Annotated in this window: 30 protein-coding genes, 1 other RNA gene and 1 pseudogene; 13 read left to right on the forward strand and 19 right to left on the reverse strand. The window is 63.4% G+C overall.

Features of this window, described 5'->3' with window-relative positions:
• Positions 1 to 28: 28 nt before the first annotated feature.
• Positions 29 to 892, reverse strand: coding sequence for a LysR family transcriptional regulator (locus LB566_RS16885; RefSeq protein ID WP_224625212.1), 864 nt, complete (start codon positions 890 to 892; stop codon positions 29 to 31).
• Between the two features lie 144 nt (positions 893 to 1,036).
• Here LB566_RS16885 and LB566_RS16890 point away from each other — a divergent pair, with 144 nt between their 5' ends.
• Positions 1,037 to 2,602, forward strand: coding sequence for an MFS transporter (locus LB566_RS16890; RefSeq protein ID WP_224625213.1), 1,566 nt, complete (start codon positions 1,037 to 1,039; stop codon positions 2,600 to 2,602).
• A gap of 40 nt (positions 2,603 to 2,642) precedes the next feature.
• Here the strand turns inward: LB566_RS16890 and LB566_RS16895 are convergent, their stop codons facing one another.
• The gene (locus tag LB566_RS16895) at positions 2,643 to 3,482 is read right to left on the reverse strand and encodes an AAA family ATPase (RefSeq protein ID WP_224625214.1); all 840 of its coding nucleotides are present in this window, start codon (positions 3,480 to 3,482) and stop codon (positions 2,643 to 2,645) included.
• Between the two features lie 159 nt (positions 3,483 to 3,641).
• Between LB566_RS16895 and ssrS the strand changes: the two genes are divergently transcribed.
• From ssrS to LB566_RS16915, 4 genes are all read left to right on the forward strand, one after another.
• Positions 3,642 to 3,797: non-coding RNA, 6S RNA (gene ssrS, locus LB566_RS16900), on the forward strand.
• Positions 3,798 to 3,892: 95 nt separating this feature from the next.
• Positions 3,893 to 4,480: a 5-formyltetrahydrofolate cyclo-ligase gene (locus LB566_RS16905; RefSeq protein WP_140550825.1), complete on the forward strand. Its 588-nt coding sequence runs from the start codon at positions 3,893 to 3,895 to the stop codon at positions 4,478 to 4,480.
• A 61-nt stretch (positions 4,481 to 4,541) separates the two neighbouring features.
• On the forward strand, positions 4,542 to 5,366 hold the full coding sequence (locus tag LB566_RS16910; RefSeq protein WP_224625215.1) for a YmdB family metallophosphoesterase: 825 nt from the start codon (positions 4,542 to 4,544) through the stop codon (positions 5,364 to 5,366).
• A gap of 70 nt (positions 5,367 to 5,436) precedes the next feature.
• Positions 5,437 to 6,204 carry a TerC family protein gene (locus LB566_RS16915; RefSeq protein ID WP_140550827.1) on the forward strand — a complete coding sequence of 256 codons (768 nt, stop codon included), beginning with the start codon at positions 5,437 to 5,439 and terminating at the stop codon, positions 6,202 to 6,204.
• Positions 6,205 to 6,216: 12 nt separating this feature from the next.
• Here LB566_RS16915 and LB566_RS16920 read toward each other — a convergent pair whose 3' ends face one another.
• From LB566_RS16920 to LB566_RS16930, 4 genes and pseudogenes are all read right to left on the reverse strand, one after another.
• Positions 6,217 to 6,678: an SRPBCC family protein gene (locus LB566_RS16920; protein WP_140550828.1), complete on the reverse strand. Its 462-nt coding sequence runs from the start codon at positions 6,676 to 6,678 to the stop codon at positions 6,217 to 6,219.
• Between the two features lie 26 nt (positions 6,679 to 6,704).
• Positions 6,705 to 6,886 (reverse strand): annotated as a pseudogene (locus LB566_RS30575) (hypothetical protein); the annotation flags it as partial.
• Positions 6,887 to 7,276, reverse strand: coding sequence for a VOC family protein (locus tag LB566_RS16925; RefSeq protein ID WP_224625216.1), 390 nt, complete (start codon positions 7,274 to 7,276; stop codon positions 6,887 to 6,889).
• Between the two features lie 17 nt (positions 7,277 to 7,293).
• Complete coding sequence (locus tag LB566_RS16930; RefSeq protein WP_140550829.1) at positions 7,294 to 7,776, reverse strand: SRPBCC domain-containing protein; 483 nt, start codon at positions 7,774 to 7,776, stop codon at positions 7,294 to 7,296.
• A 51-nt stretch (positions 7,777 to 7,827) separates the two neighbouring features.
• Between LB566_RS16930 and LB566_RS16935 the strand changes: the two genes are divergently transcribed.
• The 3 genes from LB566_RS16935 (at position 7,828) to LB566_RS16945 (ending at position 9,422) form a co-directional block, all read left to right on the forward strand.
• Positions 7,828 to 8,151 carry an ArsR/SmtB family transcription factor gene (locus LB566_RS16935; protein WP_140493140.1) on the forward strand — a complete coding sequence of 108 codons (324 nt, stop codon included), beginning with the start codon at positions 7,828 to 7,830 and terminating at the stop codon, positions 8,149 to 8,151.
• Positions 8,152 to 8,362: 211 nt separating this feature from the next.
• Complete coding sequence (locus LB566_RS16940) at positions 8,363 to 9,112, forward strand: YebC/PmpR family DNA-binding transcriptional regulator (RefSeq protein WP_140493143.1); 750 nt, start codon at positions 8,363 to 8,365, stop codon at positions 9,110 to 9,112.
• A 13-nt stretch (positions 9,113 to 9,125) separates the two neighbouring features.
• Positions 9,126 to 9,422, forward strand: coding sequence for a SelT/SelW/SelH family protein (locus LB566_RS16945; protein ID WP_140550830.1), 297 nt, complete (start codon positions 9,126 to 9,128; stop codon positions 9,420 to 9,422).
• A gap of 21 nt (positions 9,423 to 9,443) precedes the next feature.
• Here LB566_RS16945 and LB566_RS16950 read toward each other — a convergent pair whose 3' ends face one another.
• Together LB566_RS16950 and LB566_RS16955 are read right to left on the reverse strand one after the other, a co-directional pair.
• On the reverse strand, positions 9,444 to 9,605 hold the full coding sequence (locus LB566_RS16950; protein WP_181172467.1) for a hypothetical protein: 162 nt from the start codon (positions 9,603 to 9,605) through the stop codon (positions 9,444 to 9,446).
• 52 nt (positions 9,606 to 9,657) lie between these two features.
• Positions 9,658 to 10,137: a DUF1772 domain-containing protein gene (locus LB566_RS16955; RefSeq protein ID WP_140550831.1), complete on the reverse strand. Its 480-nt coding sequence runs from the start codon at positions 10,135 to 10,137 to the stop codon at positions 9,658 to 9,660.
• Between the two features lie 218 nt (positions 10,138 to 10,355).
• Between LB566_RS16955 and LB566_RS16960 the strand changes: the two genes are divergently transcribed.
• Positions 10,356 to 11,012, forward strand: a complete 657-nt coding sequence (locus tag LB566_RS16960; RefSeq protein WP_224625217.1) for a TetR/AcrR family transcriptional regulator — start codon at positions 10,356 to 10,358, stop codon at positions 11,010 to 11,012.
• A gap of 73 nt (positions 11,013 to 11,085) precedes the next feature.
• On the opposite strand, the gene rpmE is transcribed toward LB566_RS16960, so the two are convergent.
• Complete coding sequence (gene rpmE, locus LB566_RS16965; RefSeq protein WP_006327661.1) at positions 11,086 to 11,307, reverse strand: 50S ribosomal protein L31; 222 nt, start codon at positions 11,305 to 11,307, stop codon at positions 11,086 to 11,088.
• 208 nt (positions 11,308 to 11,515) lie between these two features.
• Between rpmE and LB566_RS16970 the strand changes: the two genes are divergently transcribed.
• The gene (locus LB566_RS16970; RefSeq protein ID WP_224625218.1) at positions 11,516 to 13,315 is read left to right on the forward strand and encodes an ABC transporter transmembrane domain-containing protein; all 1,800 of its coding nucleotides are present in this window, start codon (positions 11,516 to 11,518) and stop codon (positions 13,313 to 13,315) included.
• 19 nt (positions 13,316 to 13,334) lie between these two features.
• Here the strand turns inward: LB566_RS16970 and LB566_RS16975 are convergent, their stop codons facing one another.
• Entirely contained in the window at positions 13,335 to 14,822 is a 1,488-nt protein-coding gene (locus LB566_RS16975) for a carboxypeptidase M32 (protein WP_224625219.1), read from the reverse strand.
• A gap of 143 nt (positions 14,823 to 14,965) precedes the next feature.
• Between LB566_RS16975 and LB566_RS16980 the strand changes: the two genes are divergently transcribed.
• On the forward strand, positions 14,966 to 15,319 hold the full coding sequence (locus LB566_RS16980) for a DUF1304 domain-containing protein (protein WP_140550835.1): 354 nt from the start codon (positions 14,966 to 14,968) through the stop codon (positions 15,317 to 15,319).
• A 77-nt stretch (positions 15,320 to 15,396) separates the two neighbouring features.
• Here the strand turns inward: LB566_RS16980 and LB566_RS16985 are convergent, their stop codons facing one another.
• From LB566_RS16985 to LB566_RS17025, 9 genes are all read right to left on the reverse strand, one after another.
• Entirely contained in the window at positions 15,397 to 15,822 is a 426-nt protein-coding gene (locus LB566_RS16985; RefSeq protein ID WP_224625220.1) for a hypothetical protein, read from the reverse strand.
• 251 nt (positions 15,823 to 16,073) lie between these two features.
• The gene (locus LB566_RS16990) at positions 16,074 to 17,105 is read right to left on the reverse strand and encodes a peptidoglycan -binding protein (RefSeq protein ID WP_224625221.1); all 1,032 of its coding nucleotides are present in this window, start codon (positions 17,103 to 17,105) and stop codon (positions 16,074 to 16,076) included.
• 1 nt (position 17,106) lies between these two features.
• Positions 17,107 to 18,132, reverse strand: a complete 1,026-nt coding sequence (locus LB566_RS16995) for a MotA/TolQ/ExbB proton channel family protein (RefSeq protein WP_224625222.1) — start codon at positions 18,130 to 18,132, stop codon at positions 17,107 to 17,109.
• A gap of 105 nt (positions 18,133 to 18,237) precedes the next feature.
• Entirely contained in the window at positions 18,238 to 18,921 is a 684-nt protein-coding gene (gene trhA, locus LB566_RS17000; protein ID WP_224625223.1) for a PAQR family membrane homeostasis protein TrhA, read from the reverse strand.
• 81 nt (positions 18,922 to 19,002) lie between these two features.
• Positions 19,003 to 19,803 carry an inositol monophosphatase family protein gene (locus LB566_RS17005; protein WP_140550840.1) on the reverse strand — a complete coding sequence of 267 codons (801 nt, stop codon included), beginning with the start codon at positions 19,801 to 19,803 and terminating at the stop codon, positions 19,003 to 19,005.
• Positions 19,804 to 19,889: 86 nt separating this feature from the next.
• Positions 19,890 to 20,456, reverse strand: a complete 567-nt coding sequence (efp, locus tag LB566_RS17010) for an elongation factor P (RefSeq protein WP_224625224.1) — start codon at positions 20,454 to 20,456, stop codon at positions 19,890 to 19,892.
• Positions 20,457 to 20,597: 141 nt separating this feature from the next.
• Positions 20,598 to 21,638 carry a tetratricopeptide repeat protein gene (locus LB566_RS17015; protein ID WP_224625225.1) on the reverse strand — a complete coding sequence of 347 codons (1,041 nt, stop codon included), beginning with the start codon at positions 21,636 to 21,638 and terminating at the stop codon, positions 20,598 to 20,600.
• A gap of 1 nt (position 21,639) precedes the next feature.
• Positions 21,640 to 22,287, reverse strand: a complete 648-nt coding sequence (locus LB566_RS17020) for a thiamine phosphate synthase (RefSeq protein ID WP_224625226.1) — start codon at positions 22,285 to 22,287, stop codon at positions 21,640 to 21,642.
• 130 nt (positions 22,288 to 22,417) lie between these two features.
• On the reverse strand, positions 22,418 to 23,323 hold the full coding sequence (locus LB566_RS17025; RefSeq protein ID WP_224625227.1) for a DMT family transporter: 906 nt from the start codon (positions 23,321 to 23,323) through the stop codon (positions 22,418 to 22,420).
• Between the two features lie 128 nt (positions 23,324 to 23,451).
• Between LB566_RS17025 and LB566_RS17030 the strand changes: the two genes are divergently transcribed.
• Entirely contained in the window at positions 23,452 to 23,892 is a 441-nt protein-coding gene (locus tag LB566_RS17030) for an Lrp/AsnC family transcriptional regulator (RefSeq protein ID WP_140550844.1), read from the forward strand.
• An 86-nt stretch (positions 23,893 to 23,978) separates the two neighbouring features.
• Positions 23,979 to 24,707, forward strand: coding sequence for a class I SAM-dependent methyltransferase (locus LB566_RS17035; protein ID WP_224625228.1), 729 nt, complete (start codon positions 23,979 to 23,981; stop codon positions 24,705 to 24,707).
• Positions 24,708 to 24,790: the final 83 nt, after the last annotated feature.

The raw sequence follows: 24,790 nt of genomic DNA on the forward strand, positions 1-24,790 counted from the left end.
ACAGAATCGGGATCGGGAACACCCTTGCCTATCCCGCCGGCGAATTATACTCGCGAAAAGCGGTCGCGAGGATGTGCAGCGCTTCTCGTGCCCGCGGCGCCAAGCCGCGCGAGTGCAAAATGATTTCGGAAGGGGGGATTGGCGGCAGGCCGAGTTTGCGACCCACCTCGACCAGGCCGGGTGGCGCGACGCGGTAGGCGAGCGCGGCGACGGCGAAGCCGGCCGACACCGCGATGTTGACGGCTGCGCCGCCACCGCCCACGAAGGCCTCATTCCAGGCAATGCCTGCCTTATCCAGCGTCTCGATAGCTCTCACACGGTCAGGGCAATTGCACACGGTGCTTAGCAGCGCCAGGCGCAATGGCGTTCCCGGCCGCCATTCGAAGGCCGGGGCCGCGAACCAGCCATATTGGGTGCGCGACAAGGCTTCGCCGCGGCGGCTGTCATCTTCCTGGTGGACAATCACCGCATCGAGCTCACCGCGATCGAAAGCCTCCTCCAGCATAGAGCTCGTATCGATCCTGATGTTGAGCGCGAGCGACGGATCGTGGGCATGCAACTGAGCTATCAATACGGAAAGCTCGGGCCCGGCGACGTGATCGACAAAGCCGAGAGCAAGCCGGCACGGCGCGTCGGAAAATTCCGTGACGGCGCGTTCGTGGGCGGCAAGAAATTCACGCGCCGCCGGGAGAAAAGCCGCTCCCCTTGCCGAGAGCGCCACGCGGCGCGGCGTTCGTTCGATCAGGCGCGCGCCGAGCTTCTCTTCCAGCCGACGCAGCTTGACGCTGATCGTCGCCTGGGTGCTGCCCAGCGCGGCAGCCGCACGCGTGAAGCTCTGCAGGTCGGCCACCATGACGAAGGTCCGCACGGCATCGACGTCAAGACTGGGCATTTCAGGTATTCCATTTTGTCATCTCTGAAATAGAGATGCATAGTCTTTTTTCATGGTCAAGTCCCGTCTATGTCAGCCTGACCGCAGTTGAAGAGCACTGCTCCCCAGCCGTCTCTCCGAATGTTCCGACAGAAAGTGACCGATATGACGTTTCAAATTGACCGAAACACCGTTGCGCTCGCTGGCGTTTGCTTGGCCTCGCTGCTGTTCGGCCTCGAAATCTCGAGCGTTCCGGTGATCCTGCCGAAACTGGAAACCGTGCTTGGCGCTGATTTCAAGGATCTGCAATGGATCATGAATGCCTACACCATTGCCTGCACCACGGTGTTGATGGCGACGGGGACATTGGCCGACCGTTTCGGCCGCAAACGCGTGATGGTGAGCACCACCGTCGCCTTTGGCCTCGCCTCTCTGCTATGCGGCCTCGCAACGAGCGCTCCGCTGCTGATCATCGCCCGGTTTCTTCAGGGCCTGGCGGGCGGAGCGATGTTTACCTGCAGCGTGGCGGTGTTGTCCCACCAGTTTCAAGACGGCAGTGAACGCGGCAAAGCCTTCGTCGCCTGGAGCGTCGTCTCGGGCATCGGCCTTGGCTTTGGCCCCGCCATTGGCGGATTGATCGTGACGCTGTCGAGCTGGCAATGGGTGTTCCTCATCCATGTGCCGCTTGCCGTTCTCGCCCTGACCTTCATCGGCGCCGGTGTCACCGAATCACGCGATCGCAACGCCCAGAAGCTTGACCGGGCCGGCATACTGACGCTCTCGTTCGCGGTGTTCGGCTTCTCCTATCTGATCACGCAAGGGGCCGATCTGGGTGCTGGCGCGCGTGTCGGCGTGGCGAGCGCGGCCGTGCTGGCCTTCGTCGCGTTCCTAGTAGCCGAGAAGATCAATCCCTATCCGATGTTCGATTTCTCCGTTTTCCGCATCCGCCAATTCTCGGGAGCCATCATGGGCGGCATCGGCATGAATTTCAGCTACTGGCCGTTCATCATCTATCTGCCGATCTATTTTTCGGGGGTTCTCGGTTACGACAGCACCACGACCGGCCTGTTGCTGCTCGTCTACACGCTACCCTTCATGCTGATGCCGTCGATCGCCGAGCGTCTGCGCGCGCGCTATCAGGCGCGGGTGGCGATCCCGCTCGGCTTGCTGACGTTGGGGGTCGGTTTCATCGCCATGTGGATAGGGGCCGGGCTCGAGGGCGCCAGCTGGCTGACCATGCTGCCCGGAACGCTGATCGCCGGCATCGGCATCGGCCTGACCAATTCGCCGACCACCAACACCACGACCGGCTCGGTGTCACCCGATCGTGCCGGCATGGCGTCCGGCATCGATATCAGTGCGCGGCTGATCACGCTTGCCATCAATATCGCGGTGCTGGGCCTGTTGCTGACGCAGGGTATCGTTTCTTATCTGCGCAATGTATTCGGCACGGCTGTCGACCCGAACGAACTGCGCGCCCTGGCGGAGAAGATCGCAGCCGGCAATCTCGGCGGCCTGGCGCAATACTCGCCCAAGCTCGCGATCCTCGACCCTACGGGCGCTATCGTGCATGCCGCCCTGATCAACGGTTTTGGTTGGGTCATGCTCTATTGCGGGATCGGCGTTCTGGCCCTTGCCGTGATCAGCTTCGTTATCTTCGGCCCCAACAATGTCACGCCGCAGGCGCGAAGGGGGCATCCTGTGCAGAATGCAGGCGAGGCGCGCTCGTAGCAATGCCTTGGGCTCGACGTCAGGGCGTCGAGCCGCTCCTTCAACCTTGCCGCCTAGCCATGAAGGCCAGCCGCTCGAACAGATGCACGTCCTGCTCGTTCTTCAGCAACGCGCCGTGCAGCTTGGGCAGGGCGTTCTTCGGGTCGGCGCGCAGATCCTCGGGCGCGATGTCGTCGGCGACCAGCAGCCTTATCCAGTCGAGCGCCTCTGAGGTCGACGGCTTCTTCTTCAGCCCCGGTACGTCGCGGATCTCGTAGAATTGGGTGAGTGCCGCCCGCACCAGGTTCTGCTTGATGCCGGGATAGTGCACGTCGACGATCCTGTGCAGCGTCTCGATGTCAGGGAAGCGGATATAGTGGAAGAAACAGCGACGCAGGAAGGCGTCGGGCAGTTCCTTCTCGTTGTTGGAGGTGATGATGACGATCGGCCGCACCTCGGCGCGGATCGTCTCGCCGGTTTCGTAGACGAAGAACTCCATCCGGTCGAGTTCCTGCAACAGGTCGTTGGGAAATTCGATGTCGGCCTTGTCGATCTCGTCGATCAGAAGCACGACTTTCTTGCCGGCCGCGAAGGCCTCCCACAATTTGCCGCGCTTGATGTAGTTCTTGATATCGTTGAACCTGCTATCGCCAAGCTGGCTGTCGCGCAGCCGCGACACGGCATCGTACTCGTAGAGGCCCTGCTGCGCCCGCGTCGTCGATTTGACGTGCCATTCGATGAGCTCCAGCCCGAGTGCCGCCGCCACTTGCCTGGCAAGCTCCGTCTTGCCGGTGCCGGGCTCGCCCTTGACCAGCAAGGGCCGTTCCAGCGCGATCGCGGCGTTGACGGCCACCATCAGATCCTTGTCGGCGACGTAGGCCGCCGTGCCTTCGAAACGCATTTTTGCTCCTTGGTTCAGTACGGACGACCGTAAGGAGACGGCTTGGCCCATGCAAGGGCGGGTTGGTGGCGGCGAAGCGTGAAGCCGGCAGGGAAAGAACGCCAACTCTCTGGCGCCAACTCTCTGGCGCTTGGGAGGGCATCGGCCTATATTGGGGCTGACGGTCTGCGCTTCCCGGCAGGAGACACTTTTCCCCGGGGCCTTAACGATCCTTAGGGAGCTGTCCCTGGGAAGACCCGTGGGTTTTCTCACACGGCGCCCACCTACTTTGTAGGCACCCGGGATCGACCTCTCCACCGGTTGTGTGGATCGTCACTTATTAGCCACATCCACGTATTTCGTGGATCATGCGATGGAAAACGTCGCTCCCAAAACGTCCATTCATGTCTGGCTTTTTCTAGCGTCTGCGCATGGCATCCTCAAAAGACTTGAAAAGACAGCTGCGCAAGGAAGCACTTGGCCGCCGCGACGCGCTCGATGAATTCTGGCGGGTGGAAGTCGCGCTCGATATGGCCGAAACCGCGCGCGACCAGCTTGCCATCGAGCCAGGCCAAATCGTGTCCGGCTTCTGGCCGATGCGCTCGGAAGTCGATGTCCGGCCGCTGATGTTCGCCTTGCGCGAAAAGGGCGCACGGCTCTGCCTTCCGGCGATCCTCGACAAGACGACCATCGTCTTTCGCGAATTGGTACGCGGCGCGCCGATGGTCGATATGGGATTTGGCACCGTCGGACCGCATGAGGAGGCCGAAGTTCTTGACCCCTCCGTCATGCTGGTGCCGCTCGCCGGCTTCGACGCGCGCGGCCACCGCATCGGTTACGGCGCGGGCTATTATGACCGTGCGATCGCCAAGCTTGTCGACAAGGGGCATGCGCCCCGGCTGATCGGCATTGCTTTCGACTGCCAGGAAGTGGCGATGGTTCCCAATGAGGACCATGACGTCATCATCCCGGAAATACTCACCGAGAGCGGGTTGCGCCGGTTCGAGCCAGAATTGTAGATAGTTCTTTGGAACGCATGATCTTTGCCGAAAGTCATGCCACTTTTCGGGATCAAGCGTGATGAGACTTCTCTTCCTCGGCGACATGGTCGGCAAGACAGGCCGCACGGCGGTGTGGGAGCAACTGCCGGGCCTGATTTCGGACTTCAAGCTCGATTTCGTCATCGTCAACGGCGAGAACGCGGCCGGCGGCTTCGGCATCACCGAGGAGATTTTTCGCGAGACCATCGCGGCTGGCGCCGATGTCGTCACCACGGGCAACCATGTCTGGGACCAGCGCGATGCGCTGGCCTTCGCGCCGCGCGAAGAGCGCTTCCTGCGCCCGTCCAATTTTCCCAAGGGCACGCCCGGGCGCGGCTCGGGCGTCTACATTGCCAAGAGCGGCGCGCGTGTGCTGGTCGCTAACATCATGGGCCGGGTGTTCATGCATCCCGAGCTCGACGATCCCTTCCAGGCCGGCGAGCGCGAGCTTGCCGCCTGTCCGCTCGGCGAGCAGGCGGATGCCGTGGTCATCGACTTCCACGCCGAGGCGACCTCCGAAAAAATGTGCTTCGCGCATTTCGTCGACGGTCGCGCCAGCCTCGTGGTCGGCACCCACACCCACCAGCCGACAGCCGATCACCACATCCTCAATGGCGGCACCGGTTATATTTCCGATGCCGGCATGTGCGGCGATTACGATTCCTCGCTCGGCATGGACAAGGAGGAACCGCTCAACCGGTTCCTGTCAAAAGTGCCGAAAGGGCGTTTCGAGGCAGCGACCGGACCGGCGACATTGTGCGGCGTCGGTGTCGATATTTCCGACCGCACGGGACTGACCGAGAAGATCGCGCCGTTTCGCCGCGGGCCGCGACTCGAGGAAACGGCTCCGTCCTTCTGGACGTGACATTGATATAGGGGCTCTCAATACCTAACTGCCGGCGACACTGCTCTAGATCGTAGAGGGGACGACCTCCATGCAGCTTATCGAGTTCCTGGCGCCGCACTTCGCCTTCATGTCCGATCCCACCGCCTGGGTCGCGCTGTTGACCCTGGTGGTGCTCGAGATCGTGCTCGGCATCGACAACCTGATCTTCATCTCGATCCTGACCAACAAGCTGCCGCAGGCGCAGCGGGCCCGCGCCCGCCGGCTCGGCATCTCGGCGGCGCTCGTCATGCGGCTGGTGCTGCTCGCCACCATCTCGATCATCGTCCAACTGACGGCGCCGGTCTTCACCGCCCTTGGTCATGGCTTTTCCTGGCGGGACCTGATCCTGATCGCCGGTGGCCTGTTCCTGGTGTGGAAGGCCACCAAGGAAATCCATCACACGGTCGACCCAGACGATCACCAGGACACGATGCTGGGCGAGACGGTGCAGATGAGCCTTGCCGGCGCCATCTTCCAGATCCTGCTGCTCGACCTTGTCTTCTCCATCGATTCCATCATTACCGCCGTCGGTATGACAGACGAGATCGCCATCATGTACATCGCCGTCATCGTGGCGGTTACGGTGATGATGCTTGCGGCTACGCCGCTGGCGAACTTCATCGCCAAGAACCCGAGCATCGTCATGCTGGCGCTGGGCTTCCTCCTGATGATCGGCATGACGCTGATCGCCGACGGCATGGGTTACCATGTGCCCAAGGGTTATATCTACGCGGCGATGGGTTTTTCGGCGCTCGTCGAAGGCCTCAACATGCTGGCGCGGAACCGCAAGAAGGCGAAATCCGGCGGCGGGCATTGAGGCTGGCCGGGCCTAATGCGCTCCTTTGGGGTGACGGTCGCCGACCAGGCCTAGTGTCAGGCCCTGTTCCAGCCAGGCCTTGGCACCAGCCAGAACGAGCGTGAAGCCGCCGGTTGAATCGACCGCCTGTTTTACCTGTTCGTCGCCATTGCCGACAAAGCCGAAATTGTGGACCTCCAGGAAGGTCGCGTCACCTGGCATTTCGGTTAAGGTCCAGATCACCGTGGTCGGCGGATCGCCCCATTGCATGGAGATCTTTTCGTTGGCGACGATCTCGCTGACGAGCGCCGTCGTCGAGACGCCGTACATGCGCCACTCCCATTGAACCGGCTTGCCGCCGTCCAACCTGCCGCTGGAATGGGTGAACCAGAATTTCGTGGTGATCTCCGGATTGACGATGGCCTCGAAAACGTCGGAGACCGGCCGCCGGATCAGCATGGCGGCTTCGGCCGTTGGTATCTGACGGATTTCCATAGCGTTCTCCTCTGCCGAATACGCCTTCACCACGCATCGGGCTCCCGCACCATATGAACGATGTTGGTGGGGCTCCAAAACCGCGGAAGCCGTCTCCCAGCGGCTTGATGGCATCGCATCGCTCGACGCCGGTCTTGGCCAAAAGATCGGCGGCGCCGGAGAAATCCCCGGTGAACAGTTCCAGCCAGATCTCGGCCTGGCTCGGGTGCTATGGCAGATTGATCTGCCAGGAAACGCCGAACCTGTCGTTCAACCAGGCGAAACGGCGGCTGAAGCCGTAATTGCCGGTCGGCATCAGAAACGTACCGTCTTTCGACAGGGCCTCGACGATGCCTTCCAGCTCTTCTTCGGTGGAGCAGTCGACGAAGAGCGAGACCGACGGCGTGAAAGTGAAGGCGTGATGCACAGGGCTGTTGAAGATCATGACCTGCGTGCCGCCGATGGAGGCGCGAGCCAGCTTGACTGTCCCTTCGGGCCCGTCCTCGCCTGCACCGTAGCGCGTGAGGTCGAGGACGCGGCTCTCCGGGATGGTCTCGCAATAGAAGGCCATGGCCTCCTCGGCCTTGCCTTCGAACATCAGGAACGGGGTTACTTTCACGGCAGGCCTCGCTTCGCTCAAATGTTGATCTCGTTGGCAGGCTCGCCCTTCATCTCGCTGCGATAATAGCCGTCGCGCAGATTGATGCCGTGTTCGACATAGGCCTTCATGCAGGCCAGCATCTGCGACCAGCCCTCGCAATTGAGATAGGACTTCTTCAGCCCGGCCGCGTCCTCGTGCCAGCCGGCCTCGGCGATGGTGACGAAGGTGCCGCCATCGTCGAGCGGCTCGAAATTCATCTCGATGCGGGTCTTGTAGGCCGGCTTCCCCTCCTCGTCGGTGGCATCCCAGCGCAGCACGATGCGGCTGTCCCTGACGATTTCGTCGACTTCGACCGGCACCTTCCCCCACCACACGACATTGGTGCCCGGCTCCAGTGGCGCGCTGGCGCCGCCTATGGTGGTGAAATAGGAGCTGAGCTTCTTCGGATTGACGACCGCGTCGAAGACTTCGGCGACCGGTTTGCCGATGCGTCCTGAAACCCTGAATCCAAGAGACATATCCACAGCTCCTTCCTTGATTGATACAAGGATATGTTATAGAAATATAACATGTCAAGCCGATCGCAAGACGACAATGTTTTCAAGGCGCTGGCGCATCCGCGCCGGCGCGAGATGCTGGATCTGCTGAAGGACGCACCAAAGACGACCGGCATGCTGTGCGAGGCATTTTCCGATGTCGATCGCTGCACCGTGATGCTGCATCTCAAAGTGCTGGAAGAGGCTGATCTCATTGTGGCACGGCGCGAGGGGCGCGAGCGCTGGAACCACCTAAACGCACTGCCGATCAAGCAGATTCACGACCGCTGGATCAGCCAGTACGCCGGCCATGCGCTTAGCATCATCGACCGGCTGAAGTCCGATCTGGAGGGGTGAACAGCCGTCACCGCTTGCCGTGCATGGCAATGCGCGGCGCGGCTGGACGAATTGAGCCGATTTATCTATAAGCCGGCCATTCCGACAAAGAGCGCCGTACGTCCATTCGGACGCAGCAGGGACGTTCTGACATTTGTATCAGGGCATTTTGCGGAAGGCGGGCTCATGCATCTCGCCGCGGAATGCTATAGCCGAACACGACAGGGGTGCCATGGCTGGCCATTCACAGTTCAAGAACATCATGCACCGCAAGGGCCGTCAGGACGCGGTGCGGTCGAAAATGTTTTCCAAGCTGGCGCGCGAAATCACGGTCGCGGCCAAGAGCGGGACGCCCGATCCGTCGATGAATCCGCGCCTGCGCCTTGCCGTGCAGAACGCCAAGGCGGTGTCGATGCCGAAGGACAACATCCAGCGCGCCATCAACAAGGCCTCGATGGGTGATGCCGAGAACTACGAAGCCGTGCGTTACGAGGGCTACGGTCCCGGCGGCGTCGCCGTGATCGTCGAGGCGCTGACCGACAATCGCAACCGCTCGGCTTCGAATGTGCGCGCCGCCTTTACCAAGGCCGGTGGGGCGATGGGTGAAACCGGCTCGGTGTCGTTCATGTGGGATCGGGTGGGCGAGATCTATTATCCGGCATCGGCCGGCAGCGCCGACAAGGTCATGGACGCAGCGATCGAAGCCGGCGCCGATGACGTGGAGTCGGACGAGGAAGGTCACACCATCTATTGTGCCTTCGAAAACCTCGGCGAGGTGTCGAAGGCACTGGAAGCCTCTCTCGGCGAGGCGGAATCGGTGAAGCCGATCTGGAAACCGCAGAACAATGTTCCGGTCGATGAAGAACGCGCCCAGTCGCTGATGAAGCTGGTCGCCACGCTCGAGGACGACGACGACGTTCAAAGCGTCTACGCCAATTTCGAGGTCGACGAGGAGACCATGGCCAAGCTCAGCGCTGCGTGAGCAAAAGCCTGACATGACCGAAAAACCGCTGCCCACCATCCGCATCACCTATTGCACGCAGTGCCAGTGGCTGCTGCGTGCCGGCTGGATGGCGCAGGAACTGCTGTCGACGTTCGGCGTCGATCTCGGCGAGGTGACGCTGGTGCCTGGCACCGGCGGCATCTTCACCATATCCTGCAACGAGGTGCTGGTCTGGGACCGCAAGCGCGACGGCGGCTTTCCGGATGCGGCAAAACTCAAGCAACTGGTGCGCGACGCCATCGACCCGGACCGCGATCTCGGTCATGCCGACCGCAAGGCGAAGAGCTGAGACTTCCCGCAAAGCCGGACGTCATTTTCCTCGCCTCTGCCCGAAGATCGCGCCGATCCCGGCACCGATTGCTATGCCCATGCCGATGCCGACGGCAGGGTCGTCCATCGCCGCGCCAAAGACAGCGCCGAGGCCGACCCCCGCGGCAATGCCCAAGGCCATGATGGAATACGGGTCGTTCACGGCTCTTCTCCCGACAAACATTATAGGAGCCTTCGGCGGCCTCGATGCCGAGTCAACGCGCGGCGAACCAGAAGGATGCCAGCGCGGCGATGGCGGTGACCGTGCGCACGTGGTTCCACATCACCCAGTCCCTGAGGTAGGTGGTCCATACAGCAGCGCCGTTGCTGCTCGCCGGATCGACGGCGGCCAGCGCGTCGTTGAGCGGTACGTTGAAAACCATCGTCACGATCGGGTTGCCGACGAGATAGATGACTGCGCCGGCCAGCAGCCAGACGGAGCCTGGCTGGTGCCAGCCTATGATGGCGCCGGCGATCAAGACAAGGCAGATCAGGCCGGTGCCGAACAAGGCGGTCATGAACAACGGCGTGATGACGGTGACGTTGATCGAGTTCATGGCGGCGATGCCGCCCGACGCAGGCAGGCGAGCCATTGCCGGCATGACGAAATTGGAAAAGGCGAAGAACACGCCGCCGACAACGCCCGAGCCGATAGCGGCGATGAAGATGAGGCTGGGGAGTAGTTTCGCGATCATGTCAGTTGCTCCAGATGCCGGTTGCGGCTGTTTCAGTTTGCAATGGGCGGAAAAGTTTGGGGGGTGGCCGGGCACCTGTTCGACGCCTTCAAATCATTACCCGTCTGCTTCTTTCAGAACATGAGAAATCCTCATATTTGCAAAACGTGATAAACCCTCGTATTTTGCGAGTCAAGTCATTTCTGGGTGGCATTGCCGCCGGTGTCTGTTGAAGAGCCATGGAAAAAGCCGCCACGTCCCCACAGGAACAGGTCGCCACGCCACGCCGCGCGCCGAGCCAGCAGCGCAGCCGTGAACGGGTCGAGCGCATGCTCGCCGCCGCCTCGGCGCTGATTGCCGAGCAAGGCAGCGATGCCATGCGCATGGGCGAGGTGGCGGAGCGGGCTGGGGTGTCGATCGGCTCGCTCTACCAGTTCTTTCCCGACAAGCGGGCGATCGTCTGGGCGCTGGCCGAGCGCTACACCGCCGAGAGCCAGGCCTGCATTTCAGCCGCGCTCAAGGACGTCGGCGACGCCGAGGGCCTTCGGCGGGCGTTCTCGGAGCTGGTGGACATTTACTACCGTCTGTTTCTCGCCGAGCCGGTAATGCGCGATATCTGGTCGGGCACGCAGGCTGACAAGGCGCTGCGCGAACTGGAGCTCGCCGACAGCCGTGCGAACGCCGAGTTTCTCACCGCGGCGCTCAAACGCCTGCGGCCCGATGCCGATGGCATCGCGCTGGAGACGACGGCGTTTCTCGTCTGGCAGATGGGCGAGGCCGCCATGCGGCTGGCGATCTCGGTCGAGCGCCAGGAGGGCGACAGACTGGTCGCCGCCTATAAGCGCATGGCGCTCCGGGAATTGCTGGCGGAACAGGATGCACGGGCAGCGCGCTAGCCTGAGTATCTAGCTGGTCACAAAAAACCCGCCACGAGGGCGGGTTCTCTGGTGTGCGAAAAGCTGATGAGGCCTAGAGGCCGAAACCTTCGAAGCGCTTCTTGAACTTCGACAGGCGGCCGCCGCGATCGAGCAGGGTCTGCTGGCCGCCGGTCCAGGCCGGGTGCGTGGTCGGGTCGATGTCGAGGTTCATCGTATCGCCTTCCTTGCCCCAGGTCGAACGGGTCATGTACTCGGTGCCGTCGGTCATGACGACCTTGATGGTGTGGTAGTCGGGATGGATATCGGTCTTCATGGCTCGGTTCCTGGCTTGCCGGGCGCGGCTGACGGGCTGAAAGCCTGCGTCGATGCGCCCCTTTTTAAAACTCGAAGCCGCAGCTATTGAGGAGCCACGGCTTCTAAAACGGTCGGCGAGCCTATACATCAGCCGGAATTGAATCACAAGGCCGCGGCAAGCGCATATTGAGGCGCATAGCTGAAGGCGGCCAAGAGGAAAGACCAGGATGGCGCAAACCAGCAGCGCAGACGAGCGCCGGCGCTCGCTCAAGCCGCTCAGGCGCCTGTTTCCCTACATCGGCCGCTACCGCACATTGGTGGCGGGCGCCGTCATCTCGCTGATCGTCGCGGCGGTGACGACGCTGGCGCTGCCGCTGGCGGTACGGCGCATGATCGATCATGGTTTCACGCCGTCCGGTTCCTCCTTCATCGCCGAATATTTCGCCGCGCTGGTGGCAATGGCCGCGCTGCTGGCGGCGGCATCGGCGGGCCGCTACTATTTCGTCATCACGCTCGGCGAGCGTGTCGTCGCCGATATCAGGCGCGATGTCTTTGCCCATGTGACGAAACTGTCGCCGGCCTTCTTCGACACTGCCCAGTCGGGCGAAATCGTGTCGCGGCTCGCCGCCGACACCACGCAGGTCAAATCGGCGGTCGGGGCGACAGCTTCGGTGGCGCTGCGCAATGTCATCCTTGGCCTCGGCGCGGTCGCGATGATGGTTTTCACCAGCCCGAAACTGTCCGGTCTGGTCATCGCAGCCATTCCAATCATCGTGCTGCCGCTGGTCGCCTTCGGCCGCTCGGTGCGGCGAAAGTCAAGGCAGGCGCAGGACACGCTGGCCGATGCCACCGCCTATGCCAGCGAGCAGATCGGCGCGGTGCGCACATTGCAGGCCTTCACCAATGAGACGCTGGTCACCGGGCGTTTTTCGGGTGCGGTGGAGGCCGCCTTCGAGGCCGCGCGCGCCTCGATCTTCGCGCGCTCGTTCCTCACCTTCTTCGCCATCTTCACGATTTTCTCCTCGGTCGTGGCGGTGCTGTGGTTCGGCTCGCGCGACGTGCTCGACGGCAATCTGTCCCCGGGCACGCTCGGCCAATTCCTGCTCTATTCGGTATTCGCCGCCGGTGCGCTCGGCGCGCTGTCGGAGGTCTGGGGCGAATTGGCCCAGGCAGCAGGTGCCGCCGAACGGCTGACGGAGATCCTGGCCGAGGAGCCGGCGATCGTGGCGCCTGCCAATCCCAGGCCGCTGCCGGTGGCGAGCAAGGGAGCGATCAGCTTCGAGGCCGTGTCCTTCTCCTACCCGGCCCGGCCCGACCGCGCCGCCGTCCACGGCCTGAGCTTCTCGGTCAAGCCTGGCGAGACGGTGGCGATCGTCGGTCCCTCGGGAGCGGGCAAGAGCACGGTGTTCTCGCTGATCCTGCGCTTCTACGATCCAGAGACCGGCAGGATCCTGGTCGACGGCGTCGACATCCGCGAAGCCGCCCCCCTTTCGATACGGCAACGCATCGCCATCGTGCCGCAGGACGTCACCATCTTCGCGGCCAGCGCGCGCGACAATATCGGCTTCGGCCGGCCGGGCGCCAGCGAGTCGGAGATCGAAGCGGCGGCAAAGGACGCGCTTGCCGACGAATTCATCCTCAAGCTCGAGAAGGGCTATGACAGCCAGGTCGGCGAGCGCGGCGTGACGCTGTCGGGCGGGCAACGCCAGCGGGTGGCGATCGCCCGCGCCATCCTGCGCGACGCGCCGATCCTGTTGCTCGACGAGGCGACCTCGGCACTCGACGCCGAAAGCGAGACGCTGGTGCAAATGGCGCTGGAGCGGCTGATGCGGGGCCGCACCACGATCGTTATCGCGCACCGCCTGGCAACGGTGCTGAAGGCCGACCGCATCCTGGTCATGGATGGCGGCCGTATCGTCGAGGAAGGCACGCATCAGAGCCTGGTCACCAAGGGCGGCATCTATGCCCGGCTGGCCAAGCTGCAGTTCGAGACCGGCGCCAGCGCCTTCAGGGGTGCGGCTGAGTAGTCAGCCACCCCGGCGTTGCTCACGCGGCTCCATAGCGTTTGCGTAGATGGTCGGTGAAATACACGGCGTTGAGCTTTTCACCGGTGGCGCGTTCGAGCAGGTCGGGCGTCGACCAGCGCGATCCCTGCAACCATATGTTCTTGCGGCGCCAGCTGTTGATGGCATCGAAATTTCCCCTGGCAAGATCGTCATCGGCCGACGGATGCTCCCGCGTCAACGCAGCCCATTGCTGGGCCGCCATCATCGCGCCCAGCGTGTAGGACGGAAAGTAGCCGAAGGCGGCGGCAGGCCAATGCACGTCCTGCATCGGCCCGTCCGCGGGGTTGTCGATGGTTGAGAGGCCGAGATAATCGCGCATCCTGGCGTCCCAAGCCTCGGGCAGCTCGGCCACCTCGAGCCTGCCGGAGACGAGCTCCTGCTCCAGTTCGTAGCGCAGGATGACATGCAGCGGGTACGTCACCTCGTCGGCATCGACACGGATCAGGCCGCGCTCGACATGGTGGACATGCGGCAGGATGTCGTCGAGCGACCAGGCTTCGCCGAGATGCTTTTCCACGACCGGCAATGCCCAACGCCAGAAGGCGGGATTGCGCCCGATCTGCTTCTCGACGAACAGGCTCTGGCTTTCATGCACCGCCATGCCGCGCGCCTTGCCGAGCGGCCAGTGCGACCACGCCTTCGGCAGGTTCTGCTCGTAGAGTGCATGGCCGGTCTCGTGCAGCACGCCCATCAGCGCCGACAGGAAATCGGACGTCTTGTAGCGCGTGGTGATGCGCACGTCGCTCGGCACACCGCCGCAGAACGGATGGTGCGACACCGACAGCGAGCCGTGCGTGAGGTCGAAGCCGACCGCCGTCATCATGGCGAGGCCGAGTTCGCGCTGCCTGTCGACCGCGTAGGTTCCCGAAAGCGGCTTCAGAGGGCGCTTGCGCAGCCGCGCTTCCTGCACCGCCAACGCCTCCGGCACGAAATCCCTGAGAAAGGTCTTCAGCTCGGTGAAGACGGGCGTGATATCCGCGGCGCGGTTGCCGGGGTCGTACTGCTCCATCAGCGCGTCGTAGGGGGCGAGGCCGAGGATGTCGGCGCGCAGGGCCGCCTCTTCGCGCACCAGCGCCACCACGCCCTCAAGCGCGGGCAGGAAGCCCGCCCAGTCGTTCTTGGCCCGCAGGTCGCGCCACAGCTGCTCGCAGCGCATGCGCGCGGTCGTCTGGCGTTCGACGAATTCGACCGGCAGGCAGGTCAGGTTGGTGTATTGCCGCCGCAGTTCGGCCAGCGCCGCCCGCTGTTCATCGTCAAGCGCCTCGCCTTCGGCGGCGGCGATCCAGTCCGCTATTTCCGGCGCGGTCGCCCTGGTGTGGTACATGCCGGCAAGTGCCGCCATGGCCTCGGCGCGCTTCTCGCCGCCGCCGACGGCCATGTGGGTCGCTTCATCGGCGCCGAGGATGGCCAGCGCGTGCTCCAGGGCTTCGAGCTTGTGGCCGAGGTCATCGAGTTTTTGAAAGGACATGGCGGCTTCCGTGATTGGGGACGGGGCGAAAAGATACCAACGCCTGAGCGTTTGCAACCCTCACGCGCCGTCCGGCAGATGCGCCTTGCGCTGGCGAGCCGACGCGTGAAATGCTACCCGACGATACATCACGAGGGAACACGATGATCGGCAACATCCTGGTCGGGCTGGTGGCTTTGATCCATGTCTACATCGTCTATCTGGAGATGGTGCTCTGGGACACGCCGCGCGGGCACAAGACATTCCGGCTGACGCCGGAATTCGCCAGCGCCTCGAAGGTGCTTGCCGCCAATCAGGGTCTCTACAACGGCTTTCTCGTCGCCGGCCTGATCTGGGCCCTCTGCCTCGGCACGGCCGGTTTCCAGGTCAAGGTTTTCTTCCTGCTCTGCGTGGCCGTTGCCGGGCTCTACGGGGCGGCAACGGTCGGTCGCAAGATCCTGTTCGTGCAGGCCGCGCCGGCAGCGGCTGCCTTGGTCGCGGTCTGGCTCGGCTGGTGAGGAAAAGAGGCGCCTGCGAGATTGGGCTCCGTAGACGCCAGGTGGTCCCTTCCTCCAGGGCCGCGATCAGAATGGCCTCAGCCGTTCGGATAGTTCCCGCCGTCGGCGCCGTCGCCCATCAGGAAGCCGCTACCGATGTCGACCCTCAGCCGCTGGTCGACATTGTCGAGACGGCGCAGCAGGTCATGATATTGCGCGGCCGGTATCCTGCCGTGATCCGACGAGGCTATCTTCTCGGCCGCCTGACTTATGCGGGCGGTGCGCATTTCCAGGCGCTCCGCCACGGCCGGGGTGATGTGGTTGGCTTGTCTGGCGGTGATTATGCCCTGATGGACGCCTTGAACCTGTTCAATGAGAGCCTCTACACGCGGGCCGGTCATGTCGGTCGGGTCGGTCGCGTCGAGCGCGCCCCTGTGGTGACCCGCGGCGTAGGCGCCGGCAAGAGGGGCGGCGACAAGAATCACGGCAAGGGTTGCAGTCTTGACAGATGCTGAAGAGCGCATGACGGCGCCTCCTTTTTGCTGCGGAAAAGAACGGCTCTGCCGTTCCGCTTCCGGACGATGCGGGCCGTCCAGTTCCGTCGCGTCGCGATGGGAGGCATCGCCGGCGGTTCTCGGCCCTGCGCGACACGCTAGGAGCGCTCCGTGGCGAAGTGTAATTAAAAAAAGATAATCTTTTCAGGCCTTGCCGGTGCGCAACTGCGCCCTAGAGTTGAGCCGGCGAACAAATTCGCGTGAGATCGCGTGATGATGGATCACCGTTCGGTGAGCTTCAGTTCGATCCGGCGGTTCTTGTTGCGCGCCTCTTCGGTGTCGGCGGGGTCGAGCGGCTGGAACTCGCCGAAGCCGGCGGCGACCAGCCGGTTGGCCGGCACGCCGTTCTCGATCAGGAACTTCACCACGGAGGTCGAGCGCGCCGTCGACAGCTCCCAATTGTCGCGATAGCGGCCGGTGCCGGAAAGCGGCTTGTTATCGGTATGGCCATCGACGCGCAGCACCCAGCTGATCTCGGGCGGAATCTCCTTCTGCAATTCGATTATGGCGTCGGCGAGTTTCTTCATCTCGATCTTGCCTGCATCGTTGATCACCTCCGAGCCGGTCGGAAACAACACTTCCGACTGGAAGACGAAGCGGTCGCCGACGATGCGGATGTTCTCGCGGTCGGCGAGGATCTCGCGCAGGCGGCCGAAGAAGTCGGAGCGGTAGCGGTTGAGTTCCTGCACGCGCTGCGCCAGCGCCACGTTGAGGCGGCGGCCGAGATCGGCGATCTTGGTGTTGGAATCGCGGTCGCGGGCCTCGGAGACGTTGAGCGCGTCCTCGAGCGCGCCGATCTGCTTGCGCAGCGCCGCGATCTGCTGGTTGAGGATCTCGACCTGGCTCAGCGCCTGCTGGCTGATCTGACGCTGGCTGTCGAGCTCGCCCGTCAGCGCCGCCGCGCGCTGGTTGGCCGCGTCGCCGGCGCCCGCACCTTGCGCCAGCAACTGCTGGAGACGGCTCTTCTCCGCTTCCGCCGCGGACAGCGATGCCTGCAGATTGGCGAGCGAGTCCTCCTTATCCTGCGCTGTCGAGCGCTCCAGCGCGAGAAGCTGCGTCAGTTCGTTGATCTGCGAGTTGAGGCGGTTGAGCACCGTGTCCTTGCCGGAGATTTCGCGACCGAGCAGAAACTGCGCCAACACGAAGACGGTGAGCAGGAACATGATGGCCAGAAGCAGCGTCGACAGTGCGTCGACAAAGCCAGGCCAATAGTCGATACGGCGGTCGGCGCGCCGGCTCCTGGCGAGCGCCATGCTAGTGCACCCCGGTCTTCTTCAGGGCGTCGGCGATCTTTTCCAGCGTGTTGCGCATCGCCTTTTGTTCATCCGACTGCGCTTCGACCCAGTCGCGCATGATCTGCTGCTCGGAGCGCATGTTCTTGACCAGGCCGGAAATGCCGTCGGCGAGATTGGCCATGGCGGTGGCGACGCGCGGGTTGGAGCCGCCGCCATTCTCCTGCATGCTGCGCAGCCGCTCCGACAACAGGCGGATTTCGTCGGAAGGCTCGGTCCGGACCGCGTCGGAGACGACGATATCGGACGACAGGTCGGTGACCGAGGACAGCCAGTTCTCCAGCTCGGTGTAGAAGCGCGTCTGGGCGCGGCCGGCCTGCAGGTCGAGGAAACCGAGCACGAGCGAGCCGGACAGGCCGAACAGCGAGGATGAGAAGGCCGTGCCCATGCCGGAGAGAGGCGCCGATAGCCCTTGCTTCAGTGAATCCAGCACGGCGGCCGCGTCGCCCGTGCCGGGATCGAGCGACTCGATTGTCTCGCGGATGGAGCCGATCGTGTTCAGCAGGCCCCAGAAGGTGCCGAGCAGGCCAAGGAACACCAGGAGGCCCACGAGATAGCGCGACGTGTCGCGGCTTTCATCGAGGCGCGTGGCGATGGAATCGAGCATGGTGCGCATCGAACTGGTTGAAAAGGCCATGCTCGCGGAGCGGCCGATCATCGCCTTCATCGGCGCCAGCAGCACCGGTTCGGTGATCTCGGAGCCGGCGCGGAACGAATTGACCCAGCGCACTTCGCGAAACAGCCGCCCGACCTGGACGAAGGCCAAAAGAATGCCGACGGCAAGCACGCCGATGATCAGGCCGTTGAGCCCCGGATTGGTGGCGAAGGCGGTCGAGATCTGCCGGGTCAGGATCGCAGCGATGAAGGCGACGATGGCCAGGAAGATGACCATGGTCAGCAGGAAGACCTGCGGGCTCGACAATTTGTGTGGGTCGTAGATCAGCACGTCGGAGCGCCTGCCCATGCCGAAGGATCTGAGAAAAGCCATCCGTGCCCCGTTTCCGATGCCGCTGCCGCCGATCACGTCGTCGGCGACTCTAAACGGAATTGTGACCAAATTGAATGGTGCTTGGCAATATTGCCGCGAGCGGTATCAGAGACGGTTGATGACCAGGCAATCGACCATCGCCGCTAGATGCAGGCCGGCGCCGGTGACCACGAAACCATGCCACAACGCGTTGTGAAAACGCAGCCCCTTCCAGGCGAAGAAGATGACGCCGCAGGAATAGACGATGCCGCCGGCAACGATGAGCACGATCGCCGTCGTCGGCAAGGTGGCGACGAGCGGCTCGACCAGGACGATGCCGCTCCAGCCGATGGCGAGATAGAAGACGATCGCCAGCCGGTCGAAGCGGCCGGGGAAAAACACCTTTATGGCGATGCCGATAATGGCCGCGGTCCAGACCAGGACGATCATCCAGCCGGCCAGCGCCGAGCCGTCGAGCTGCGCGAGAAAGGGCGTGTAGGTGGCGGCGATCAGCAAATAGATCGCCGCGTGGTCGAAACGCCGCAAGATCCATTTCACCGGCGAGGTCACCGGCCATAGATTGTAGGTCAGCGACACCGACAGGACGGTGAGCAGCGACACGACATAGAAGGCGGCGGCGATGTATTCTCCCGGTCCGACCCGGAAAGCGGCCAGCGCCAGCAGCGCCGAACCGGCCGCGATCGCCAGCACGATGCCGACGGCATGGACGATGCCGTCGGCGATCATCTCGGCACGCGAGTAATGCCAGCGTCCGATGAAGGGAATGTCGAGCTCCGGTGTATTCGTCATCGATCGTCCTGCGTCACCCGTATCTGGGCAATCGCCGGACAGTATTTCAAGCTTTGTTGGCGGTTTTACGACTGCGGCGCTTCAGCGCGGCGCGAACGGTTTTTTCACGGTTTTCAGGAGGGCGCGCTGGATGGTCTCGTTGCCGGCGACGACCGAGCCGTTGTCGAGCATGTCCTGTCCGCCGTCCATGTCGGAGGCGAAGCCGCCCGCTTCGCGGATCAAGAGCAGGCCGGCGGCGATGTCCCAGGCCGACAGGCCGACTTCCCAGAACCCGTCCATGCGGCCGGCGGCGACGTAAGCGAGATCGAGCGAGGCTGAACCCAGGCGCCGGACGCCGGAAACCTCGGCCATGACATTGCGTAATTCGATCAGGAAATTGCCATGCTGGCCACGCCCCAGATGCGGCACCCCGCAGCCGATGACGGCGTCGACGAGCTTGGTGCGGCCGGCGACACGCAGGCGGCGATCGTTCATGAAGGCGCCGCCGCCGCGTTCGGTCGTATAGAGCTCGTCCATGGCCGGATTGTAGATCACGCCGGCCACGATCTGGCCCTGGCGCTCCAGCGCGATCGAGACGGCGAAAAGGGGAATGCCGTGCAGGAAATTGGTGGTGCCGTCGAGCGGATCGACGATCCAGCGGTGCTGGCTGTCATCGCCGGCGATCGTGCCGCGCTCTTCCATCAGGAAGCCGTAACCGGGCCGCGCCTTCGACAGCTCGGCAAAGACAATGTCCTCGGCCTTGCGGTCGGCCTGGCTGACATAGTCGCCCGGCCCCTTCATCGAGACCTGCAGGTTCTGGACCTCGCCGAAATCGCGCGACAGCGAGCGGCCGGCCTTCATTGCGGCCTGGACCATGACGTTGAGAAGGGCTGAGCGTGCCATTGTAACTCTTCCTGCTGCCGCGCTTTAACCTTTGTCCTGATGCGTGTCGGTGACCCAAAACCGGGGCTACTTTTGGGCGACCTGCATCAGTCGGCGCGGCGCATATAAGTGATTTCATTGGTATCGACGACGACACGCTCCCCCGCGCCGATGAAGGGGGGCACCAACACGCGGATGCCGTTTTCCAGCACCGCGGGCTTGTAGGAAGAGGCCGCCGTCTGGCCCCTTACCACCGGGTCCGCCTCGGTGATGGTCAGCGTCACCTGGTCGGGGAGCGAAATGCCGATCGGCCTTTCCTCGTAGAGCTGGACCGTCACCATCATGCCATCCTGCAGGAAAGCGGCGCGGTCGCCGACGAAATCCTTCGCCAGCTCGAGCTGCTCGTAGCTCTCGGTGTCCATGAACACCAGGGCGTCGCCCTGCTCGTAGAGGAAGGAAAAATCCTTGAGATCGAGCCGGATCTGCTCGACCGTCTCGGCCGAACGGAAGCGCTCGTTCAGCTTTGTGCCGTTGATGAGGTTCTTCAATTCGACCTGGTTATAGGCGCCGCCCTTGCCCGGCTTGACGGTGTTGGTCTTGACGGCCACCCACAGGCCGCCATCGTGCTCGATGACGTAGCCGGGACGGATTTCGTTGCCGTTGATCTTGGCCATGATGATGTGATCCGGGAATGAGATTTTTCGCGGGACAAGCGATTTCGGGCCCCCAAGACCACAAAACACCCAAAGAGGCAAGGGAGTGGGCAGGATGGGCCGAGTTACGGGGCGACGCGCCGGCCGATTCGTCAACCGCCATCAAGGCAGGCGGTTTGCCTTCTGCAAAGCCTGCTTGGTCTGGTCGTCGCTCAGCCCTTGCAGGAAATCGTCCATCTCGGGGTCGATTAGGCCGGCGCGGCGGGCGACGATGTACCAGGCGCCGGCAAGCACGAGGTCCGGCTCGGTGCCGATGCCTTGCATATAGAGTTTCGCCAGGCGGTTCTGTGCGGCGACATTGCCGCCTTCGGCGGCCTGCTTCATCCAGCCGAAGGCGGATTTCAAATCACGCCCGCCGCCGCGGCCCTCGATCATCCAGGTGGCGAGGTCGAGCTGCGCGGTGTCATAGTTTTGCCGCGCGGCCTGAGCCAGCAGGCGCCGGGCCTGGGCGTCGTCGCGCGATTTGCCGCCTACGCCGTTGGCATAGATCTGCGACATCGCATACTGGGCGTCGGCGAGGCCGGTCGCCGCGGCGCGCTCGTAATAGGTCACGGCCTTGGCGATGCCGACGTCGCCGGGGTCCTGTTGGACCAGCATCTGCGCGAAATTGAATTGCGCCAGCCGGTTGCCGGCTTCGGCGGCGGCCTGCATCAGTGCATAGGCTTCCTTTTCGTCCTTTTTGACGTAGCGGCCGTCGAGCAGCATCAGCGCATATTGGAACTGCGATTCCGGCACCCCTTGCTCGGCGGCGGCGGCGTACCATTTGGCCGCTTCGGCCGCGTTGAGGGGCACACCCAGTCCGCGCGACAGGATCTCGGCCACCAGCGTCTGCGCCGCCGGGTCGCCGTTTTGCGCGCGCACCAGCGCGAGGTTGTAGGCGGTCTTGTAGAGCCCGCGCTGGAAAGCGCCGTAGGCCGCATCCGCCGGCTTGGCGCCGAAGCGGTCGGGATTGATCGCGTCGGCCGAAGGCAATGGCGCTGGCTCGGCGGTGGTGGCGGGCTGCGGCAACTGCTTTTCGATCGGCTTGTCGGTATGCACGCCGGCATCCGGCTTAGGGTGCGGCGAAGGAATCGTTTCGGCGGCAGCGGCCTGAATCATGACCGCGGCAAGCAGGGCCTGAAGGGGAAGCCTTGCCGAAGACATGTCAGTCCTCGAAGCGCGGTGCGGTTTCGTCGAGCAGCGCATTGGCCTGTGCGATCGCCGCTTTGGGATCGACGCCGTCGGCGAACACCGCGCTCGACAGGGCGACGAACTCGGCGCCTGTATCTGCGACGGTTTCGATCGAAGCGAGCTCCGACCCGGCCATGACGATGCAGGGGATCTGGATCATCTGCGCCCACCATCGCCCCAGCGCCAGGTTGCGCGGATGCGGATCGGGCTTGTTGTCGTAACCGAAGCGGCCGAAGAAAATGTAGTCGGGCCTGACTTCGCCGAGTTCGAGCGCGTCATCACGCGTCTTGGCGCCGCCGGCGCCGACCATCATTTTTGCCTGGAAATGCTCGACCGTCTCGGCAAGCTCGGCCTTGGAGACCTCGACGTGGATGCCGTCGGCCTGGACACGCCCGGCGATGCGCGTATCGCCGGCAATGACGACCGCGATGCCGGCTGCCTGTGCCGCCGGCACGATTTCGGCGGCGAAGGCCTGGAAGGAGGCTTCGTCCATGCCGTTCTGCGGCAGGATCAGCGAGGCGACGTCGCCACCGTCGAAGGCCGAGACAATATGGGCGGCCGGCACGCCGGATGGCGCGATCAGCACGATGCGGCAGCGATTGGGGGGCGTTGCTTCGTTCATGGTACTCGATCCCGGGTTTCGCCTATGCCGGGCGAAGATGGTTGGATTGCGGCATAGAGCAAAGTGCCCGCTTTGAACAGGCGGGCAGGCGGGATCGCTATCTTGACCGCCGAGGCGCCGGCGATTGGCGTTACTCGATCGGTTGCGGACCTGCCGCGGCAGGCCTCGGCTTCCACAATGTCCAGCCGAGATTCATGCCGGCGGCCGCGATCAGGATGGCGACGGCGCCGACGAGCTGGCTGAGATGCAGGCGATGGCCGAATGCCGTGACGTCGACCAGGATCGCAACGATCGGGTAGATGAAGGACAGCGATCCCTGCAGATGCGTCGGCAGCTTCTGGATGGCGCCATACATCAGGATGTACATCAGGCCGGTGTGGACGATGCCGAGCGTTGCCAGCATGGCCCAACTCCAGGCGTCGGTCGGAAGATGCGAGAGATTGGCGAAGGGCGCCAGCATCAATACGCCGACACAGACCTGGACGAACGCGATGAGATGCGGCGGCGTGCCCTTGAGCTTCTTGGTGAGGATGGCAGCGACGGCCCAGAAGAAGGCAGCGGCCAGCGCCATGACGATGCCGGCGAAATAGTTGGTGCCGACATCGCCGGCATCGGGGGCAGCCTCGACGATCAGCACCATGCCGGCGAAGGCGATTGCCAGCCAGGTCAATTTCGTCAGGGTCAGCCGCTCGCCGAAGAAGAGCGCGCCGAAGCCGACCAGCATGAAAGGCTGGGTATTGTAGACGGCCGTGGCGATCGAGATCGACGCGCGCGAGAATGCGCTGAACAGCAGCAGCCAGTTGACGACGATGGCTGCGCCACCGAGGGCCGCGATGGCGAAAACACGAAGCGACAGCCTGTTGCGCAAAAGGCCGAGGCCGGCGCAGATGAAGAGCAGCGTCACCGCGCCGAAAGCGCAGCGCCAGAACACCACATCCATGATAGGCTGGCCGGACAGGACGACGAACCATCCGATCGTTCCTAGGATCGCCATTGCGGCGGACATTTCGATCGTCCCACGGACTGTATCGTTCACGGCAAACCTCCGAAGCGTTGCGGGCATAATCTCATGCGGCTCAAGGGGTTTCCATGAAACTAGAAAGGCGATAAGCTGTTTTCTCCTAATTTAAATAGGCGTCGTTGTAGAAATCCTGAGAATGTAAAATGCTTGACGAGCTCGACCGACGCCTCCTCGAAATCCTGGTGAGGGATGCGCGGACTTCGCTGAAGGAGCTGGCCGGCCAGGTCGGGCTGTCGTCGCCGAGCGTTTCGGAGCGGCTGAGGCGGCTCGAGGAGCGCGGCGTGATCAGGGCTTTCACCGTCGAGATCGACCCGCTGGCGCTCGGCTATACATTGCAGGCGATCGTGCGCATCAAGCCGCTGCCGGGCAAGCTGCACATCGTCCAGAAGCTGATCGAGGAGATCGCCGAATTCGGCGAATGCGACAAGGTGACGGGGGACGACTGCTTCGTCGCCAGGCTGTTCGTGCGTTCGATCGGCGACCTTGACGGTATCCTCGATCGCATCGCCGACAAGGCCGAGACCAGCACCGCCATCATCAAGGCGCAGCCGATCCGGCGGCGGCCGCCACCGCTCGGCGCATGACCGGTCCGCGTTTCTTGACTCTGCCTGGCGGTGGTGGAAATGCGTGGCGGCTCCGCCAGTCAGGCATATGAACAACGAGGAAGAACATGGCGCAGAATGTCTATGATCAGCCGGATTTCTTCGCAGGCTACAGCCAGCTCGGCCGGTCCGTCGAAGGGCTGGAGGGCGCCGCCGAGTGGCCGGCGCTGCGCGCGATGCTTCCTGACGTCGGCGGCTTGCGAATCGTCGATCTTGGTTGTGGTTTCGGCTGGTTCTGCCGCTGGGCTCTTGAACACGGGGCCAAGGAGGTTCTGGGTCTCGACCTGTCGGAAAAGATGCTCGCCCGGGCGCGTGCCGCCGGCCCGGACGCAGGCATCGTCTACGAGCGCGCCGATCTAGATGAACTCAGCCTGCCGCGGACGGCTTTCGATCTCGCCTACAGCTCGCTTGCCCTGCACTATATCAGCGATGCCGCGCGGCTGTTCCAGACCGTGCACCAGTCCCTGGTCCCCGGCGGGCATTTCGTATTCTCGACGGAGCATCCGATCTATATGGCGCCGACCCATCCCGGCTGGTCTGTCGATGCCGAAGGCCGCAAGACATGGCCTGTCGACCGGTATTTGGTGGAGGGACCGCGCAAGACGGACTGGCTGGCCAAGGGAGTTGTGAAACATCACCGCACGATCGGCACCACGCTCAACACGCTGATCCGGTGCGGCTTCACCATCGAGCATGTCGAGGAATTCCGTCCGACGGACGCGCAGATCGCGGCCAAGCCCGAACTGGCGGAAGAGCTCGAGCGGCCGATGTTCCTGCTGGTCTCGGCCCGGCGATAGATCAGAGCAGAATGGGCCGGCCTTGCCGTGGCGAGGCCCACATTTGCTGTCGCTCCGCTCGGGAATCTGGGCTATTCAGGCGT

Origin of the sequence: Mesorhizobium sp. CA13, assembly GCF_020165235.1 — a bacterium.
Taxonomy (GTDB): domain Bacteria; phylum Pseudomonadota; class Alphaproteobacteria; order Rhizobiales; family Rhizobiaceae; genus Mesorhizobium.

Coding starts and splice junctions, on each gene's coding strand:
- LB566_RS16915 (WP_140550827.1), top strand. CDS start 5,437: ATGCAGCTTATCGAGTTCCTGGCGCCGCACTTCGCCTTCATGTCCGAT.
- LB566_RS17020 (WP_224625226.1), bottom strand. CDS start 22,287: ATGAACGAAGCAACGCCCCCCAATCGCTGCCGCATCGTGCTGATCGCG.
- trhA (WP_224625223.1), bottom strand. CDS start 18,921: ATGACGAATACACCGGAGCTCGACATTCCCTTCATCGGACGCTGGCAT.
- LB566_RS16920 (WP_140550828.1), bottom strand. CDS start 6,678: ATGGAAATCCGTCAGATACCAACGGCCGAAGCCGCCATGCTGATCCGG.
- LB566_RS16970 (WP_224625218.1), top strand. CDS start 11,516: ATGGCGCAAACCAGCAGCGCAGACGAGCGCCGGCGCTCGCTCAAGCCG.
- LB566_RS17005 (WP_140550840.1), bottom strand. CDS start 19,803: ATGGCACGCTCAGCCCTTCTCAACGTCATGGTCCAGGCCGCAATGAAG.
- LB566_RS16985 (WP_224625220.1), bottom strand. CDS start 15,822: ATGCGCTCTTCAGCATCTGTCAAGACTGCAACCCTTGCCGTGATTCTT.
- LB566_RS16895 (WP_224625214.1), bottom strand. CDS start 3,482: ATGCGTTTCGAAGGCACGGCGGCCTACGTCGCCGACAAGGATCTGATG.
- LB566_RS16975 (WP_224625219.1), bottom strand. CDS start 14,822: ATGTCCTTTCAAAAACTCGATGACCTCGGCCACAAGCTCGAAGCCCTG.
- LB566_RS16995 (WP_224625222.1), bottom strand. CDS start 18,132: ATGGCTTTTCTCAGATCCTTCGGCATGGGCAGGCGCTCCGACGTGCTG.
- LB566_RS16930 (WP_140550829.1), bottom strand. CDS start 7,776: ATGTCTCTTGGATTCAGGGTTTCAGGACGCATCGGCAAACCGGTCGCC.
- LB566_RS16940 (WP_140493143.1), top strand. CDS start 8,363: ATGGCTGGCCATTCACAGTTCAAGAACATCATGCACCGCAAGGGCCGT.
- LB566_RS16905 (WP_140550825.1), top strand. CDS start 3,893: ATGGCATCCTCAAAAGACTTGAAAAGACAGCTGCGCAAGGAAGCACTT.
- LB566_RS16955 (WP_140550831.1), bottom strand. CDS start 10,137: ATGATCGCGAAACTACTCCCCAGCCTCATCTTCATCGCCGCTATCGGC.
- LB566_RS17035 (WP_224625228.1), top strand. CDS start 23,979: ATGGCGCAGAATGTCTATGATCAGCCGGATTTCTTCGCAGGCTACAGC.
- LB566_RS16910 (WP_224625215.1), top strand. CDS start 4,542: ATGAGACTTCTCTTCCTCGGCGACATGGTCGGCAAGACAGGCCGCACG.
- LB566_RS16990 (WP_224625221.1), bottom strand. CDS start 17,105: ATGGCGCTCGCCAGGAGCCGGCGCGCCGACCGCCGTATCGACTATTGG.
- LB566_RS17030 (WP_140550844.1), top strand. CDS start 23,452: ATGCTTGACGAGCTCGACCGACGCCTCCTCGAAATCCTGGTGAGGGAT.
- LB566_RS16980 (WP_140550835.1), top strand. CDS start 14,966: ATGATCGGCAACATCCTGGTCGGGCTGGTGGCTTTGATCCATGTCTAC.
- LB566_RS16960 (WP_224625217.1), top strand. CDS start 10,356: ATGGAAAAAGCCGCCACGTCCCCACAGGAACAGGTCGCCACGCCACGC.
- LB566_RS16885 (WP_224625212.1), bottom strand. CDS start 892: ATGCCCAGTCTTGACGTCGATGCCGTGCGGACCTTCGTCATGGTGGCC.
- LB566_RS16935 (WP_140493140.1), top strand. CDS start 7,828: ATGTCAAGCCGATCGCAAGACGACAATGTTTTCAAGGCGCTGGCGCAT.
- LB566_RS16945 (WP_140550830.1), top strand. CDS start 9,126: ATGACCGAAAAACCGCTGCCCACCATCCGCATCACCTATTGCACGCAG.
- LB566_RS17015 (WP_224625225.1), bottom strand. CDS start 21,638: ATGTCTTCGGCAAGGCTTCCCCTTCAGGCCCTGCTTGCCGCGGTCATG.
- efp (WP_224625224.1), bottom strand. CDS start 20,456: ATGGCCAAGATCAACGGCAACGAAATCCGTCCCGGCTACGTCATCGAG.
- rpmE (WP_006327661.1), bottom strand. CDS start 11,307: ATGAAGACCGATATCCATCCCGACTACCACACCATCAAGGTCGTCATG.
- LB566_RS16890 (WP_224625213.1), top strand. CDS start 1,037: ATGACGTTTCAAATTGACCGAAACACCGTTGCGCTCGCTGGCGTTTGC.